The 17,163-nt window shown below is 68.2% G+C and carries 10 protein-coding genes; 1 reads left to right on the top strand and 9 read right to left on the bottom strand.

All coding sequences use genetic code 11. The features are described 5' to 3' along the window. Positions 1-15: 15 nt before the first annotated feature. Positions 16-4,170, bottom strand: a complete 4,155-nt coding sequence (locus tag SB751_RS12090; protein ID WP_410748085.1) for a tetratricopeptide repeat protein — start codon at positions 4,168-4,170, stop codon at positions 16-18. Beyond that, a complete protein-coding gene (locus SB751_RS12085) occupies positions 4,133-7,030 on the bottom strand; it encodes a bifunctional glycoside hydrolase 114/ polysaccharide deacetylase family protein (RefSeq protein ID WP_410748117.1) in 2,898 nt (965 codons plus the stop codon). The genes SB751_RS12090 and SB751_RS12085 overlap by 38 nt, the downstream gene beginning before the upstream one ends. An 866-nt stretch (positions 7,031-7,896) precedes the next feature. On the opposite strand from SB751_RS12085, the gene SB751_RS12080 reads away from it, so the two are divergent. After that, positions 7,897-8,100, top strand: coding sequence for a cold-shock protein (locus SB751_RS12080; RefSeq protein WP_039009350.1), 204 nt, complete (start codon positions 7,897-7,899; stop codon positions 8,098-8,100). Between the two features lie 214 nt (positions 8,101-8,314). On the opposite strand, the gene SB751_RS12075 is transcribed toward SB751_RS12080, so the two are convergent. From SB751_RS12075 to SB751_RS12045, 7 genes are all read right to left on the bottom strand, one after another. After that, positions 8,315-9,736, bottom strand: coding sequence for an aldehyde dehydrogenase family protein (locus tag SB751_RS12075; protein WP_144196933.1), 1,422 nt, complete (start codon positions 9,734-9,736; stop codon positions 8,315-8,317). 55 nt (positions 9,737-9,791) lie between these two features. Further along, complete coding sequence (locus SB751_RS12070; protein WP_211943565.1) at positions 9,792-12,512, bottom strand: LuxR C-terminal-related transcriptional regulator; 2,721 nt, start codon at positions 12,510-12,512, stop codon at positions 9,792-9,794. A gap of 6 nt (positions 12,513-12,518) precedes the next feature. Continuing rightward, positions 12,519-14,072, bottom strand: coding sequence for a long-chain-fatty-acid--CoA ligase (locus SB751_RS12065; protein WP_211943566.1), 1,554 nt, complete (start codon positions 14,070-14,072; stop codon positions 12,519-12,521). 84 nt (positions 14,073-14,156) lie between these two features. Beyond that, on the bottom strand, positions 14,157-14,990 hold the full coding sequence (locus tag SB751_RS12060; RefSeq protein ID WP_092297054.1) for an SDR family NAD(P)-dependent oxidoreductase: 834 nt from the start codon (positions 14,988-14,990) through the stop codon (positions 14,157-14,159). 48 nt (positions 14,991-15,038) lie between these two features. Continuing rightward, entirely contained in the window at positions 15,039-15,458 is a 420-nt protein-coding gene (locus SB751_RS12055; RefSeq protein WP_144196930.1) for a MaoC family dehydratase, read from the bottom strand. Between the two features lie 13 nt (positions 15,459-15,471). After that, positions 15,472-15,915 carry a MaoC family dehydratase N-terminal domain-containing protein gene (locus SB751_RS12050; RefSeq protein ID WP_144196929.1) on the bottom strand — a complete coding sequence of 148 codons (444 nt, stop codon included), beginning with the start codon at positions 15,913-15,915 and terminating at the stop codon, positions 15,472-15,474. A gap of 28 nt (positions 15,916-15,943) precedes the next feature. Continuing rightward, complete coding sequence (locus SB751_RS12045) at positions 15,944-17,137, bottom strand: lipid-transfer protein (RefSeq protein ID WP_410748084.1); 1,194 nt, start codon at positions 17,135-17,137, stop codon at positions 15,944-15,946. Positions 17,138-17,163 lie beyond the last annotated feature (26 nt).

Below are 17,163 nucleotides of genomic sequence, written 5' to 3'. Positions count from 1 at the left end.
CTTCGTCGTCAATCTTCAGTACAGCCAGCGATAGCGCAGGCCGACCTCGGTCAGCGGCGTCCCGCTGGTGCGGGCCGCGGTGTCGTGCGAGATATACAGCGCCAGGTGGTCGTTGCCGAACACCGAGCCGGCCACGCCCGCCTGCCCGTGGAAGTTGTGCCCGGCGCGCGAGTCGTACAGCGCACCCACCTCCGCGAATGGCCGCCACTTGCGCGTGTATTCGGCAAGCAGGTCGGTGCCGAAGCCGAACAGCACGCCGGTCTGCGTGAAGCTCTGCGGCATATAGAACGCCGTGTTTGCCTCGTCGTCATCGGCCGGCATCAGCCGCTGCAGGGCCGGCGTCAGCGTGCCGCTGTTGCGGGTGTAGATGCCGCGCGTGGCCACGGCGCGTACCGTGTAGTCGGGATACTGCGTGCGGATGCGGTAGCCCGCCTCCACGTCGAACAGCAGGCCATGGCCCAGCGCGCTGCGGTCCTGGCCATAGAAATGGCTGTACTCGAAGCGCCCGCTGATGAACTCGCGCAGGCCCAGCCGCCACGTGGCGCCGGCGCCCAGCACATCCTTCATGCCGCCCACGCGCAGTTGCGACGACTCGTCGGCCGGCTGGTTGTAGCCCGCCAGCGTCGTGAACGACACCCGGCTTTCCATATTCCACTGGCCGGTCATGCGCGCAGTGGTGAAGCTTTCCAGGCCATCACGGCGGCCCACACCTACCAGCCAGCGCTTCTGGGAGTCGCGGTAGTCCAGCGTCAGCTCGGCGCGGCGGTCGCCGGCCGGCACGTTGGCCAGCTGGGTCGGATCGGTGCTGCGCTGGTCGCGGAACACGCCGCGCAGGCCCACCGCGTAGCCATCCCACAGCCGGGCGCCGGCGCCCAGGCTGTACTCGAAGTATTCGAGCGGCTTCTGGTGCTGGAAGGTCACGCGCGGCTCGATGGCCTGCGCGTTGAACAGCAGCGCATCCTGCAGGGTCTCCTGCAGGGTGTCGTCGGTGCGGGCCAGCTCCTGGGTCTCGAACGCCTGCGTCTGCGCGGCCGAGATGCGGTCAAGCTGGCGATTGGCCTCGATCTGGTTCGCCACGGGCACGCGGCCCGCCTGACGCTCCATGATGCGGTCCAGTGCATTCATGTCGTTGTTGTCGAGCGCGATCGACACTTCGGCATAGGCCGGGCGCTGGAGCGTCTTGACGTACTGCCGCGCCAGCCACGCGCGGGCCAGCTCGTTCGACTCCGACGACATCGCCCAGGCCAGCGCCACCTCGCGGCTGGCGGCCGAGATCAGGCTCTGGCGCCGGCGCTCGCGCTCGGTCAGCTCGGCGGGCGGCGCCACCACCAGCGGCGGCAAACCCGGCACGTTGCCAAGCTTCGAGGCCCCCGTGACGGCCGGCGACTCACCCGGCGACTGACGGCGTGCGGCCACTTCCGCGCGGTCGCGGCGCAGCATTTCTATCACCAGATTGCGCGAGACATCGCCCGATGCAAATATCTGGCCCAGTGCCACGGTCTGGCGGCGCAGGTCCGCGCGCGCCGGGGCGCCCTGCGCGTTTTCCTCGTCCTCGGGGTCGCTGGCCGCGTCGTCCTCCTCACCGGCGTGCGGCACCTCGGCGCCCTTCTGCCCCGCCGGAGACCACGCGTGATGGAGGTCGATCCACGCCTGCTTGCGGATGCGCCATGCCATCTGCGTCTGGCCGATGGCCTCGTACGCATCGGCCATCAGGCCCAGCCAGAGCGGATCGGCGCTCTTGCCCATCTGGATCTTGTGCAGGTAGTGCAGCGCGGTGCGCCCGTCCTGGAAGCGCATGGCGCCGGCGGCATAGGCGCCCCACAGGCCGGGATCGTCCTCGGCCTCGGGCTTCAGCCGCTGCATCACGGCGCGCACTTCGCTGTCCGTCCCCATGTCGACCAGCGCCCACAGCAGGGCGGCAAAGGTCTCGCTGTCCGCATCGGACTGGCCTACCGCGTGGCGCAGGTCGGCCAGCGCGTGCTCGCGGTCGCCGGTCAGGCGCCAGTACTCGGCGCGACGCATCAGGAACGTCGCCGAGCCTTCGGCGTCGCGCTTCTGCTCGGGCGTGAGGCTGGCAAACAGCCGTTCCACGCGCACGTAGGCATGGGCGCGCGTGTAGTAATAGATGGCGAGTTCGAACTGCTCGCGCTTGCCGCTCTTGCGCCAGCCGGCCTCGGCAATCCGGCCCGCATCGATGGGCGTCGTGTCGTAGTACTGGATCAGGTTCGAGAAATCGGCTTCCTCGGTATCGCGCACCTCGGCCAGGCAGTCGTTGCGGGCAGCGCCGGGCGGCATTGCCATGCAATGGTCGTCGTGCGTGTTGCCAACCGCGATCATCATCTGGCGGTAGCCGTCCGTGAGCAGGTCATCGCGCTGCGTCAGGCGCGCCAGCTCGGTGTAGGTGCGCCAGTACAGCAGGTCGCGCGGGCCGGCCTTGGCGCGTGCCGGGAGCAGCGCGTCCATGGCCTGCGTCAGGCGGCCATTCACATAGAGCATGTTGGCGCGCTTGAGCGCGTACTCGGGCTGCGCGCCGAAGCGCTGCTGCAGCTGGCCATACAGTTCGAAGGCGCGGCTGTCGCGGCCGGCGCGCTCGGCCAGCTGCGCGTTGCGCTCCATCACCGCGCGGCCGTGCGGGCCGCTGCTCAGGGAATCGAGGAAGGCCATGCCGGCCTCGGGCTCGCCGAGGCGTTCGTAGGCGGCCACCACCTCGTCGATGGTCTTCAGGTCCCCGCTGCCGGCACGGTGCCGCAGCGCCGCCAGATAGGCGCGGTCGTCGGACAGCCCCGGCGCCAGCCGCATGACGTTGTTCCACGCACGTTCGTCGTTGGTGGCCTGGGCGTACTGGAGCCAGCTTTGCAGCGCGATCATCGGCTGGCGGTTCCATTCGGCCACCTGTGCCAGCCGCTCGCGCCAGACCGGCTCGTTCGGCAGCTTCTGCACGGCGGTCTGCGCCACGCGCTGCGCCTGGTCGAGCTTGCCGGCGGCCAGGAACACGCGATAAGCGAGATCGTAGTCGTCCGGATTGAACGCCTTGCCGTCTTTGGCCGCTGCAGCCGCCGCAGCCGCCACCTCGGCCTTGGCCGCCGCCTGGGCGTCGGCCTGCGAGAGGTTGCCGGTGTCCGCCACGTGGCGCACGCCGAGTTCGCCGGCTGCCGCCAGCCGCTCGCGCAGCGCCACGCCGCGCGGGCCGTCGAGGAACACCACCTCGCGGGCCAGCCACGGTTCGGTGTCGGAGACGCGCCGGAGATGGGCCTGCGCGAGCAGTGTCGCGCCCATCGGCTTGTTGGCCGACAGCTTCAGCAGCCGCTCGACGTACTTCGCCGCCAGCTCGGGCTTGCCCGCCGCCAGCGCCAGTTTTGTCAGGTAGCGCAGCACCTCGGCATCATCGAGCAGCTTGCCGCCCCGGTGCTCGGCTTCCGCCAGCGCCTCGTCGAGCAGGTTGCCCGATTGCAGCGTCTGCAGCGCCTGGAGGAACAGCGTGCGCTGCTCGTACAGGTTCTTGGCGCGCGCCTGCGCGTCGAACAGCGCCTGGGCGGAGTCACGATAGTTGCCGCCGGCCAGCGCGATGCCGGCCAGTTGCTTGTTGTAGAAGTCCGCGTTGCCGGGGTCGCGCACGGCCAGTTCGCGGAACAGCTTGCCGGCCGGGTCCGCCGCGCCGATCTGGCGCGACTGCGTGGCCAGCGCCTGCAGATCCGCGAGCGACCACTTGCGCATCTGCGCCGGCGTGGTGGCGTCCTTCAGCAGGTCGTTCATGGTCGCCAGCCGCTGCGCGCGCTCGGGCGTCTCCGGCAGCGCCGCGTAGGCGCGCTGCTGGGAGATCTCGATCCGCGTGCGCAGGATCGGGCCGCTCAGGTCCGCGCCCTGCACCGCCTGCATGCGGGCGAGCATGGCCTCGGCGTCATCGAGCCGGCCGCTGCGGGCGTACTGCTCCGCCAGCACACCCATGAAACTGGTGTCGTTGGGGGCCACGCGCGACCACGCCTCGAGGTAGGCCACGGTCAGGCCATCGACGGTGCGGCCCTGGCCGAGCAGGCGCTCGCGCAGCGTTTCACGCGGGAACATCAGCGCCAGCCCCACCCCCACCATGGCGGTGAAAGTCAGGACCAGCGCGGGCGGCAACAGCCGCTCGCGCTCAGCCGGCGCAGCGGACTTCGACTTGTTGCTGGACATGGATCGGATCATTCACCGCGGGGGTATCGATTCGCAGCGTGTTGCGCTCGCGCATACCGGCCACGGGCTTGCCGTCGACCGTCACACTGCACTGGCCGGCATTGGCCAGCCGGAAGAAAGGCTTGTAGTAGCCGCTGAAACGGAAGCGCGTGACCTGGCCATCGCGCTGCCAGTCGCGCACCAGGCCGTTGGCCTCGGGGATCTCGGGCACGGCGAGCGTGGCGGCCGGCACGATCTGGAAGCGCGCATTGCCGCCATCGAGGTGCACGTAGGTGCCGCCGCCCGGCGCCGGCGACGAACCGGTCACGCCGCGCGCGGTGGCCACGTCCGGCACGCCCGTGCCGTTCCAGCGCAGGTTGCGCAGGTTGCCATCGCCGCGCACCACCCAGGCCCCGGCGGCCGGCGCGCCCATCTCACCACTCTCACCACTCTCACCATTCGCGCCCTCGCCCAGCTCGCGCGCCACGGCCATGCCCTGCCAGTCGATGACCTTGAGCACGTAGTCGGTGGAATGCATCGGCAGCAGCGGCTGCGTGAGCACGTAGTCATAGACCTTGCGCAGCGCCCGCAGGGACGCCACCTTGGTGCCCGAATAGCTGTGGTAGTAGATGTTCACGGCCTTGAAGCGGTACGGCTTCTCGGTCAGCTCGTAGGTCTCGATTACGCGCTCGAAGCCGTAGAACGGGCCATGCCACAGGTTGGTGTAGATGTTCTCGTTCTGGTTGGTGGCAAACACCTGGAAGGTGTTGTCGGCCTTGTGGATGCCCAGCGGCGCAATCGCGGTCCAGCTGGGGTTGCTGCGCGTGATCATGGTGTCGCCACCATTCATGTTCAGCACGCCGGCCTGCTCGGTCAGCTTGAGCGCCTCGGGCGGGGCCTGGCAGTCGCCGGGCCACAGCACCATCTTCACCGGCTTGCCCGGGGGCGCCAGCACCCTGTTGATGTAGTCGATCGACCCGCCGATCTCGCGGTTCAGGTCCATCTTGTAGCCGGGAATCGCCAGGTGATAGGCCTCGTCACCCTCCTGGATGCGGGCATCACTCTCGTGGCCGGGCACGGTACGGCCCCACTCGAACGGGTGCGAGTAGGTGTGGCTGGCCACTTCCACGTACGGCTGGGCGAAGATCTTGCGGGCAATCGGCTCCAGTTCCGCCGTCAGCTTCGGGTACATGCCCGACTTGCCCACTTCGCCTTCGATCACCGACATGGTCATCGGCAGGCGGTATTTGTCGAAGATCTCGCGGAACAGCACCTCGCCCGAGAAGCCCCCGCCAGGAATTTCAGCCTTGGAGGCAAAGCCGTCGCCATCGATATGGATGGTCAGCAGGCGGCGGCCGCTCTCCGTGCTGGAATCCGGGACGGGCATCTGCGGCAGGCGCAGCGCCTCGCGCAGGAACTGGAGCGGCTGGATGATCCAGCGGTCCTGGTCGGTGGCCGCGTTCTGGCGCACCGCGTAAGGCCCTGTGACGTATCCGCCCCATGGCGTAATGGCCGCGGCATCATAGGTCAGCGTGCCCGAGCGCATGCGCAGCAGCGACCGCGTGTTGGCCGCGCCCTCCTGCACCTGCACCGGCACCGCTTCCGAGCGGTCCGGGGCGACCGGCATCTCGAAACCCAGCATCGGGTCCTTCGACACGATCGACACCGGCCCGGAGACGCGGCCCTTCACCGGCTTGAGCCCCAGCGTACGCGCCAGCGAGCCGGCCACGGGGGCGCCGAAGCCGTTCATGAAGACCACGGGCACGCCCTGGGCCATCTGCTTCTCCACCCAGGCCAGGAAGCGGCCGGGCTGCTGGGTGAAATAGCCGTTGGACCAGACCACCACGCCCGCATAGCGGTCCGGGCCGATCTCGGGCAGCGGATCGCGCGTCTCGGCGAAATCCACCCGGTAGCCCAGGTAGTTGATCGGCATGGAGACGAAACGCACGCCCTCGGTGTTGTCGATGGCCACGCCGGGCTCGCTCTCCTGCACCACCAGCACGCGGCGCGGCATGACCTCGATCTGGCCGACGCCCACGGTCTGCAGGCCGGAATCGGTCACGTACGGCGTGATGCCGAGCGCGCGGATGCGGCGCGCGGTGTCGCGGGCGCAGCGGCGGTCGGCCGGCGGGCAGTAATCGATGGAAATCACCGGCAGCTTGTACTGCTCGCGGATGACGCGGGCCTGCGCCAGCAGCCAGTCGCGGTCCTGCTGGCTGACCTCGGTATAGCGGCCCTGCGCCTGGTTCCAGCCCCGGAACAGCGATTCGAACACCACGCCGTAGACCAGGCCGTGTACCTGCGGCAGGATCTCGAAGCCCCGGTTGAACAGCAGCCGGGCCTCGGGGTAACGGGCCTTGATGGCCTGGATCACGCGCACCATGCCGGCTTCCTGCCGGGCGCGCTCGGCATCGGTCTTGGCTACCAGGTGATAGGAGTCGAGCGTATCGAGGAAGAAGCCGCGATAGCCGCGCTCCCACAGCGGGGCGATGACCTTGTCCACATAGAATGCCGGCCAGCCGTCGGCGGCCTGGTCAACCACGCGTGCCTGCCAGGCGTCATTGCTGCCGACCAGCCAATTTTTGGGGATGTCCTGGAAGTAGGCCCGGCTGGGCAGCACCTCGCCCAGGCTGACGTAGGCGAACCACGCTGTCTGCGGCGTGGCGGCGCGGCGCGGATCGAAGCCGCTGTCGGGCTCCACCACGGCCACGTCGAAGGCCTGCAGGGCATCCACGGGCGGCTTGCTGCCATAGTGGAAGGCGACGTTGGGCGCTGCCGGCTGGGCCAGATCGGCCGCCGGCTGGGCCTGAACCGCCGTCGAAGGCGTCAGCGTGGCAAGCACCACGCCGAGCGCGGACGCCAGTACCGCCACGACCGCCATGGCGCGCTGCCATGTGGCGGCGGCCCGCGACGGCGCCTGGCTGGCATCGCCGGCATTGCCGAAAAGTCCCCGGATTGAACGTTGCACTTGCTTCACTGGCTGTTATCCGCTTCTTCTGTTATGCCTTGGGCGCGCCGTTGGCGGCGCTGCCCGCGCGATGCCCGTCCCCGTGGCCATTGATACGGGATTTTCCCTAATGTGCCGGGCAAGGGGCGATGCTAGGGCATTCGCTGGGAATGGATTGTGAAAAATTGTGGCGGGTGTCCGTCCAACCCGGATGCGGGCCGACATGGACCGAGGCGGGCCGACGCTGCGACGCGCGCACGGCACGTCCGGTCGGCCAGGCTATGGCTCGAATGACATGAAAATCCCCGTTCTTCGTTCAAATTGCGCCTTGGGCGCGCGCGCCGCCCGATGTCCGGGCGCCGCTGTTTTGTATTGGCCGCCATTGTCGTGGCATCGTCCGCCAAATGCCATAGTCCATATGGAGTACAGGAGTTTGAAGCATTGCGCGCCGGCGCCGGCCGCACTGACGCACGGCCGGACTGCCGCACTGCCGGGCGGAACGGAATCGCGCGAATTCGTACCGACTATCGATACTCGCTATGCTGATATAGCTGTCTTATCATCGCGTAAGCCCTTCAGATGTCAGACAAAACCGCTTTCGATGTAGAAAACTCTAATATCTGCTGTTTGCATGCCGAAATACCGTTAGGGGGTTAGTCCGATTGACACGCGAAAAAAAACCGGCAGAATGGGTCCTCGCATGCGCACTGCCCTCAAACGAGTTTTCGACGCGGGGTGTTGCGAAGATCATGCCTCGTCGGGCGATTGCGCTCATCTGAAATTCAAGGTTGGATAGAAATATGGAAACCGGTACCGTTAAGTGGTTCAACGACGCCAAGGGCTTCGGCTTCATCACCCCGGACGCAGGCGGCAACGACCTGTTCGCGCATTTCTCGGCAATTGAAGGCAATGGCTTCAAGTCGCTGAAGGAAGGCCAGAAGGTCCGCTACGTCAAGGCAATGGGCCAGAAGGGCGAACAGGCCACGAAGATTCAGGCAGTTTGATTACCGCCTGAAGCGCCCGGCAATATCTTGCCTGGGAAGCCCCGCCTCCGGCGGGGCTTTCTGCTTTTTGCAGTCTTGATAATGTATGGCTTTGGGGACGTTTCCCCGGGGCATGTGTCCGGGTTCTCGTTTACCCATACTCACATACCCATATTCCGTGTCACCGGAATGACCGCGCGCCAATCCGGGACAAGCATCATCGATCAGGCATCGGTCAGGCCGCGATGGCCTTGATTTCCATATATTCAGCGAGCCCATAGCTGCCGAACTCGCGGCCATTGCCGGAGCGCTTGTAGCCGCCGAACGGCGCGCCGCTGTGCGGCTGGGCACCGTTGATACGGACCATGCCAGCCTGCAGGCGCCCCGCCACGCGCCGTGCCCGCGCCGGATCGCCCGACCAGACATAGGCAGCCAGACCGTATTCGGTGTCATTGGCGATGGCAATCGCCTCTTCCTCCGAGTCATACGGGAGAATCGCCAGCACCGGGCCAAAGATCTCCTCGCGCGCCACGGTGGCGTCGTTGCGGATGTTGGCGAAGATGGTCGGCCGCACGAAATAGCCTGACGCCAGCCCCTCGGGCCGGCCAACCCCCCCCGCCACGACCTGCCCGCCCTCCTCGATGCCGATGCCGATCAGGCGCTGGACCTTCTCGAACTGCGCCCGGTTGGCCATCGAGCCGACCTTGCTCTCCGGCAGCGTCGGGTCACCCACCTTCAGCGCGGCAACCGTGGCCGCCGCAATGGCCACGACCTGCTCGTGCAGATGGCGCGGCACCAGCATCCGCGTGGGCGCCACGCAGGTCTGGCCGGAGTTGATCATGCAGCTGACCACGCCATCCGAGACCGCCGCGCGCAGGTCCGCATCGTCCAGAATCACGTTGGCCGACTTGCCGCCCAGCTCCTGGAGCACACGCTTGACCGTGCCGGCCGCCGCCGCCGCCACCTCGATCCCGGCCCGCGTGGAGCCGGTGATCGAGATCACGTCCACGTCGCCATGGCGCGACAGCGCAGCGCCGACCGTCGGCCCATCGCCGTAGACCATATTGAAGACACCCGCCGGCACCTCGGCTGCGTGCACGATCTCGGCGAAGATCCGCGCATCGAGTGGCGCCAGCTCCGAAGGCTTCAGCACCACCGTGCACCCCGCCGCCAGCGCCGAGCCCACCTTGGTGGCAATCGTCGTGACCGGCCAGTTCCACGGCGTGATCAGCGCCGCCACGCCAATCGGCTCGCTGACGACCTCGGTGCCGCCAAGCTGCCGCGTGAAATCCGCTTCCTTCAGCGCGGCCAGCGCGGACTCCAGCATCTGCAGGCCCAACGGCGCCTGCTTGACCTTGCACAGCCATTGCGGCGCGCCGATCTCGTGGTGGATGGCCAGCGCGATGTCGTCCATGCGCGCCTTGTACAGCGCGATCAGCCGCGACAGCACGTCCACGCGGGTTTCGCGGGTGGTGGCCGACCAGGCCGGGAAGGCCGCCCGGGCCGCCGCCACGGCGGCATCGACATCGGCCGCGCCGCCCATGGCCACGCGGCCAATCACTGCCTCGGTGGCCGGATTGACGATGTCGAGGCGGCCGGCGCCCGCGGCTGGCGCCACCCACTGGCCGCCGATATAGAACTGGTCGAGCTGATACATGCGCTGTGTCTCCCTGAGGGTTGGACTTCGGGTATTTGAAACGAGGATGCCCGGCTCACTGCTCGCAGGTAGCGAGCTTGCGGGCCGCGACGATGGCTTCGTAGCGGCTGGTGACCTGCAGCTTGACGAAGATCTTCTTGAGGTTCCACTTGACCGTCTGCACGCTGATGTTCAGCGTCAGCGCAATGCGCTTGTTCGACATGGACTGCTCGAGCAGCGCGAGCACCTCCTGTTCGCGCCGGGTGAGCCCCGGCGTGGCGGCGATGGTGCGCACCGGCGCGGCAGGTGCCTGCGGGAGTGAAGCAAGCGTGGGCACCGCGGCCACGGCCAGCGCCGGGGCACTCCCCGCCTCGCCCAGCCGCGCGCGCACATGCTCGACCAGCGCCGCGCCACCATGCGCGGCGGCGCGCACCAGCATCGGGTGCAGGCCGGCGCCCTCCTCGATCAGGGTGCGATGGAGCCCGAGCCGGTAGCACGTTGCCACGGCCGATTGCGCGCAACCCTGGGCCTGTGCGCTGCGGCCCAGTGCTTCGAGCGCGCGGGCTTGCAGCAGGTCGGCCACGGCCTGCAGTCGCTCGCAACCGCGCGCCGCGGCGAACCGCCGCAGCGTCTCCAGCGCCGACAGTGCCTCCTGCGGGGCGTCCTGCGCCAGCGCCAGCCGTGCCCGCGACAATGCCGCCGCCGCGCCAATCTCCACATCGTGGATGCCGTCGCCCGGATGCCGTGCGGCGTAGCCGTCGAGCACCGCCTGCAGGGCCTGCGCATGCCGGCGGTCGCCATAGGACAGCACCAGCCGCTGCTGTTCGGCGACCATGGCAACCACACCGCGATCCATGCCGGTGGCGCGGAAATGCGCCTCCGCGCGCGTGAAGTAGGCGAGCGCGTCCTGCGGCGGCTCGCGCAGGGCCTGGATGCGGCCGAAGACGCGCGCGGCGCCCACCTTCAGTTCCGCCGAGGCCCCGCGCAAGCGCATCCGGCATGCGGCCAGCGCCGCGTACGCCTCGTCCAGACGGTCAAGTTCGAACCAGGCCTGCGCCACCACGCCGGCGCAAAGGGTCGCGCAGAGCGCCCCGCTGCCGTGGATAGTCCGCGCGCGGCGCAGGGCAGTGGCGCCGATGCGCTCCGCCTCGAGCGCGTTGCCTTCGCGCATCGCCACGTTAGCCGCTGCCGCCGCCGCCACAAGGGCCAGTTCGCCACGGCCGGTTCGCGTGGCGCGTGCCGCCGGGGCGCTGTAGAGGCAGCGCGCGGCCAGATGATGGCCCTGCGCCGAAAGCCAGTGCAGGCGCACCGCCAGTTCAATATCCTCCAGCCCGCCCGGCAGCGACGGTGCCGGGATCGATTCCAACCCCTGCAAGGCGGCCTGCGCGGCGGGTTCATCATCGCCATGAGTGGCCAGCACGGCGCGCAGCAGCAACCGATGCCGCAACTCGACGGGGTCTTCGGCCAGGCCATCGGCATCCGCGGTGGTCTCCAGACGTGTCAGCCACCGTTCGGCAAGGTCCATGCGCGCGGTCAGCGCGGCCGCCCACGCACCCATGCGCAGCAGCCGCGGATGGGCCGCCATACGATGGCCGCCCACGCTTTCGGTCCAGCGCGCCACCACGCCGAGGTGCGCCAGCGAATGCGCCGGCGGCAGCCCGCCATCGACCAACTGCGTGGCAAGCTCCAGGTCGTCGCACAGCGCGGCGCTGCGCATCGCATCGGCGAATCGCCCCTGCTGCACGAACCATAGCGCCGCGCGGCGGTGGAGCGGTTTCGGGTCGATGCCCGCCCGCCCCCGGCGCTTGTCCAGGTAGGCGGCGAACATCGGATGGAAGCGATACCACGCCTGATCGTCGCGACGGTCCACGCGCCGCAGGAACACGTGGCGCCCGAGAATCTCGTCGATCAAGGTTGCTGCATCGTCGCGGCTGGTGACGAACGCCGCGAGGTCAGCCTGGAAGCTGCGCAGCACCGACACATGCAGCATAAAGTCGAGCAGGCAGGCCGGCAGTTCGTCGATGACCTCCTCCGACAGGTAGGCCTCCAGGTTGCCGTTGTCGCCGGCACCCATCCGGGCGGGCACATCGCCTGGGCTATCGCAGGCGGCGTCACGCGTGCGGCCGGCCAGCCGCACGCCCACCGGCCAGCCTTCGGTAATCTCGTGCACCTGCCGCGCCACTTCGGCATTGGCCGGCACGCCCGCGCGCGCGGTCAGGAAGGCCGCCGTCTCGTCGAAGTCGAACGTCAGCTCGGCCCCGTCGATTTCCACGAATTCCTCCATGGCCCGCAGCCGCCCAAGCCGCAGCGCGGGCACGGTGCGCGAGGCGATCACCAGATGCAGTCCGGGCAGGATGGCGTCGATCAGCGCCTGCACCAGCGCCAGCGTGGCGGGGTCCTGCACATGATGGAAGTCGTCGATCATCAGGTAGACATCGGCCGGCGTGCGCGCCAGCACTTCCAGCAGCGAGGCGATCAGGGCCTCCCCGCCCCCCTCGCCCGCCTCGATGGCAAGGCCCGCGTGCCCGAGCGCGCCGGCCAGGATGCCCCGGAACGTCGGCAACGCCCCGTCCTGCATCGCCAGCGTGAGCCAGGCCACGCGCGCGCCGGCCCTGTCGAGCCGCTGGCGCCACTGCGCCATCAGCGTGGTCTTGCCAAAGCCGGCGCCGCCCGTGAGCAGCACCAGCTTGCGGTCGCTGGCGGCCTGCAGCCGGCCGATCAGCCGCTCGCGCGAGATCGCGTCGCTCGCCGGGCGCGGCGGCACGATCTTGGGCAGGATGCACGGAGACGCGACCATCGAGGCCTACGACTTCCAGTGGCGCTTGCGCAGCTCGTTCTTGAGCACCTTGCCGACGCTGGACAGTGGCAGGGCGTCCACAAACTCGGCGCTGCGCGGGATCTTGTACCCGGCAATCAGCGCCCGGCAATGGCCCTGGATCGACTCGAACGTGGCTTCCGCGCCTGACTTCAGCACCACCACCGCGTGCACGGACTCGCCCCACTTCTCGTGCGGCACCCCGATCACGGCGACCTGCGCCACCGCGGGGTGGCTCGCCAGCGCGCGCTCCACCTCGGCGGAATAGACGTTCTCGCCGCCGCTGATGATCATGTCCTTCATGCGATCCACCAGGAACACGAAGCCGTCCGTGTCCATGTAGCCGCCGTCGCCGGTGTGCATCCAGCCGTTGCGCACGGCCTCCGCCGTTGCCTCGGGCTGGTTCCAGTAGCCGAGCATCACGTTGGGGCCGCGCACGGCGATCTCCCCCACCGTGCCACGCGGCACCTCGCGGCCCTGCGGGTCGATAATTTTCACTTCCACCATCGGCGCGGGCCGTCCCACCGAGTGCATCTTGCCGCTCGCCAGGGCGGCATCGCTGTGATACTCGGGGCCGAGCAGCGTGGCCACCGGCGCCAGTTCGGTCATGCCATAGCCCTGCGCGAACTGCGCGTTCGGGAACGCGGCCCGGCAGCGGGCCAGTAGCGCCGGCGTCATCGGCGAGGCGCCGTAGCGGATCAGGTTGAGCGACGAGAGGTCGAGATCGGCCGCGCGCTGCGGGTTCTGCTCGCGCCAGTCGAGTCCCATCTGGATCATCGTCGGCGCCAGCAGCACCGAGGTTACGGCGCCACGCGCGATCGTCTCCAGCATCTGGCCGGGATCGAAAGCCGTCATCGGCACATGCGTGCCGCCGACCAGGAAGACCGCGTTGATGGCCGCGAAGCATGCCAGGTGGAACATCGGCATGACGTGCAGCATCACGATCGTTTCGTCGAAGGTACCCGTCATCGGCTGGTTGCAGGCCGAGGAGACGAGGTTCGTGTGGCTGAGCATCACGCCCTTCGGGAAGCCCGTGGTGCCGCCCGTGTAGAAGATGCCGGCCAGGTCGTCGCCGTGACGGTAGGCATCCTCCACGGGCTCGCTATCGGCAACCAGTGCCTCGTAGTTCAGCATGCCCTCGGGCGTCTCGCCGTCGCCGGCGTAGATGACGTGGCGCAGCGTGGGGCATTCGGCGGCCACCTTGCGCGCCACGACCGTGAAGGGGTCGTCGACGATCAGCACGGCGGTGCCCGAGTCATTGAACGAATACAGGATCTCGGCCGCGCTCCAGCGCGTGTTCACCGGATTGAGCGCCGCGCCGGCCCACGGCACGGCCATGTAGTACTCGATATAGCGGGCCGAATTGAGCGAGAACATCGCCACGCGCTCGCCGTCGGTCACGCCGAGCTTCTTCAGCGCGCCGGCCAGCCGCGCCACGCGGTCGGCAAGTTCGGCATAGGTCTGGCTGCGGCCCTGGAAACGCACGGCCGTCTTGTCCGGCCGTTGCTGCAGCGATCTGTGCAGCGATTGTGTCATGTACATGCGATGTGTCTCCGTCACCAACCGAGAGGGGCGGTAGCGGCCTCTTGTCGGGCCGCTCTGTGGGTCTTCCGGGTGCAGCCGGGCTTAGAAATTGCCGCCGGGGCCACCACCGCAGTAGACGACCTGCCCGGACAGGAAGTTCGACTCCGGCGTGCAGAACAGATACACGGCGCCAGCCGCTTCTTCCGGCTTGCCGGCACGGCCCAGCGGCGTCATGCGGCTCACGCCGTCGAGCATCGCCTGCTGCACACCGACCTTGATCTCGCGGCCTTCGATGTTGACGGTCTTGCTCTGGTCGCCGGCCAGTGCCTGTGTCAGGCGCGTTTCGATCAGGCCAAAGGCCACCGCGTTCACGTTGACCTTGAGGCGGCCCCACTCCTTGGCCAGGGTCTTGGTCATGCCCAGGATGCCGGCCTTGGCTGCCGAGTAGTTCGACTGGCCCGGGTTGCCGCCCGCCGCGCCGGACGAGATATTGACGATCTTGCGGAACACCTCCCGGCCCTCGGCCGCTTCGGCCTTGGCAGCGGCGCTGATCACCGGCTGCGCGGCACGCAGGATGCGGAACGGCGCGGTCAGATGGCAGTCAAGGATGGCATACCACTGTTCGTCGGTCATCTTCTGGATGACGTTGTCCCAAGTGTAGCCGGCGTTGTTGATGATGATGTCGATGCCCTTGTGGTGCTCGACCGCCGTCTTGACCAGGCGATCGGCGAAATCGGGGGCAGTGACGCTGCCGACGCATGCCACGGCTTCGCCGCCCTGCGCGCGGATCAGTTCCACCACTTCGGCGGCCGGATCGGCGTCCAGGTCGTTCACCACCACGCGGGCACCTTCGGATGCCAGCTTCAGCGCCACTTCACGGCCAATGCCACGGCCCGAGCCGGTGACGATGGCGGACTTGCCTGCGAGTTTGCTCATGTCTGTTCTTCCTGTATCGATTCGTCTGGGGTGCGATGGGGAGCCGGCTTATTTCAGGGCGACGATGGCTTCGCCCAGCAGCTTGTCCTCGCCATACTGGTTGGCGCAGCGCAGCGCCACTTTCACGCGCTGCTCGCCATCGGCCTCGAATTTCTCGGTCACCACGCCGGTGCACGTCGGCTGGTTGCCCAGGTGCGTGATGCCGGTGAAGCGGATGGCCACGTTGCGCACCTGCGCCTGCGGCACCCAGCCGGTCAGCAGGCGGCCCAGGTAGGCGGCGGAGAGCATGCCGTGCGCGAACACATCCGGCATGCGCGCCTTGCGGGCGAAGTCGAGATCGATGTGGATCGGGTTGTGGTCGCCGGAGGCGCCGCAGTACAGCGCCAGCGTGGTGCGGTTGATCGCCGGCAGGGCCAGCGGCGGGAGCTTGTCGCCAACCTTCACATCGTTGAAACGGGGGGCTTGCATGGTCATTGTCTCCTTAGCCACGGCGTTCCACGAGCGTGCCGCGCATATCGGCCACGTGCTCGCCACGCTGGTTGGTCACGCGCGTCGTGTTGACCACGAAGTGCAGCGCGCCGCCCTTCTTGTCGTACACATCGGTCACGGTGGTTTCGAAATGCAGCGTATCGCCGGCGTAGGCCATCCGGTGATAGTCGAACGCCTGCTCGGCGTGCAGGATGCGCGCGAGGTCCAGCTTCAGCAGGCCCATGCGGTCCACGCCTGCCGAGACGTCGCTGTTCAGGCACATCAGGAAGGTCGGCGGCACGGGCAGCGTGGGGTGCCCGGCATCGCGCGCGGCGGCTTCATCGGTATAGATCGCATCGGTCTCGCCGATGGCCTTGGCGAAGAAGCGCAGGCGCCCCATCTCCACGTCGATCGAGCCCTTGCCCAGGCTGAGCCCGATCATGCTCTTGTCTGCCATGTTCTTATCTCCTCTTCGATTGGACGGTTCAGCCGCGACCGTACAGCGTCACCACGCAGGCGCCGCCCAGGCCGAGGTTGTGCTGCAGCGCGAGTTGCACGTTCTCCACCTGGCGCTTGTCGGCCGTGCCGCGCAACTGGTTGGTCAGTTCGTAGCACTGGGCGAGGCCCGTCGCGCCCAGCGGGTGGCCCTTCGAGAGCAGGCCGCCCGACGGATTGGTGACAACCTTGCCGCCATAGGTGTTGTCGCCGTCCATCACCATCTTCTCGGCCTCGCCCACCTTGGCGAACCCGAGCGACTCGTAGGTCAGCAGCTCGTTGTGCGCGAAGCAGTCGTGCAGCTCGCACACCTGGATGTCGGACGGGCTCACGCCAGCCTGCTCGTAGACGGCCTTGGCGGCGTTCTGCGCCATGTGGAAGCCCACCAGGCGGATCATCGACGGCGGCGCGAAGCTGTCCGGCACATCGGTCGTCATCGACTGCGCCAGGATGCGCACGTCGGTGCGCAGGTTGTGCTTGCGCGCGAAGGCCTCGGTACAGACGATGGCGGCGGCGGCGCCGCAGGTCGGCGGGCAGGCCATCGAGCGCGTCATCACGCCCGGCCACATCACCTTTTCGTTCATCATGTCTTCCGGCGTGACCACGTCGCGGAACACGGCGAGCGGGTTGTTGGCGGCGTGGCGGCTGGCCTTGGCGCGGATGCGGGCAAAGGTCTCCAGCTTGGTGCCGTACTGCTCCATATGCTCGCGGCCGGCGCCGCCGAACAGGGTCAGCGCGCGCGGCACGCCGGCGTCCACAGCGTCCTGGATCAGATGGCCGCCAATCGCGGTAAAGCCATCGAGCGGGCCCTCGCGGTCATCCCACTTGCCCTTGAGCGCACCCGGCTGCATGAACTCGAAGCCCAGCGCCAGCGCGCATTCCACCGCGCCGGACTCCACGGCCTGGCGCGCCAGGAACAGCGCGCTGGAACCGGTGGAGCAGTTGTTGTTGACGTTGACGATGGGAATGCCCGTCACGCCTACCTTGTACAGCGCGGCCTGGCCGCAGGTGGAATCGCCATAGACGTAGCCAACGAATGCCTGCTGGATCTTGTCGTACGGCAGGCCCGCATCCTCGAGCGCCAGCTTCGCGGCCGTGGCGCCCATCACGCTGTACGACTCGCTCTGGCCCGGCTTCTTGAACGGGATCATGCCGACCCCGGCTACCACTACATGCTTTGACATTGCCTTGTCTCCTCGCTGGTCTTGTT

Source organism: Cupriavidus sp. SIMBA_020 (genome assembly GCF_046535395.1).
Lineage (GTDB): Bacteria > Pseudomonadota > Gammaproteobacteria > Burkholderiales > Burkholderiaceae > Cupriavidus > Cupriavidus campinensis.
Note: the sequence above shows the minus strand (reverse complement) of the source record. Positions and strands in the feature narration are given on the sequence as shown.

Bases quoted from the DNA above. Each gene is read 5' to 3' on its own strand.
- SB751_RS12090 (WP_410748085.1), bottom strand. From the start codon at position 4,170: ATGTCCAGCAACAAGTCGAAGTCCGCTGCGCCGGCTGAGCGCGAGCGG.
- SB751_RS12085 (WP_410748117.1), bottom strand. From the start codon at position 7,030: ATGGCGGTCGTGGCGGTACTGGCGTCCGCGCTCGGCGTGGTGCTTGCC.
- SB751_RS12080 (WP_039009350.1), top strand. From the start codon at position 7,897: ATGGAAACCGGTACCGTTAAGTGGTTCAACGACGCCAAGGGCTTCGGC.
- SB751_RS12075 (WP_144196933.1), bottom strand. From the start codon at position 9,736: ATGTATCAGCTCGACCAGTTCTATATCGGCGGCCAGTGGGTGGCGCCA.
- SB751_RS12070 (WP_211943565.1), bottom strand. From the start codon at position 12,512: ATGGTCGCGTCTCCGTGCATCCTGCCCAAGATCGTGCCGCCGCGCCCG.
- SB751_RS12065 (WP_211943566.1), bottom strand. From the start codon at position 14,072: ATGTACATGACACAATCGCTGCACAGATCGCTGCAGCAACGGCCGGAC.
- SB751_RS12060 (WP_092297054.1), bottom strand. From the start codon at position 14,990: ATGAGCAAACTCGCAGGCAAGTCCGCCATCGTCACCGGCTCGGGCCGT.
- SB751_RS12055 (WP_144196930.1), bottom strand. From the start codon at position 15,458: ATGCAAGCCCCCCGTTTCAACGATGTGAAGGTTGGCGACAAGCTCCCG.
- SB751_RS12050 (WP_144196929.1), bottom strand. From the start codon at position 15,915: ATGGCAGACAAGAGCATGATCGGGCTCAGCCTGGGCAAGGGCTCGATC.
- SB751_RS12045 (WP_410748084.1), bottom strand. From the start codon at position 17,137: ATGTCAAAGCATGTAGTGGTAGCCGGGGTCGGCATGATCCCGTTCAAG.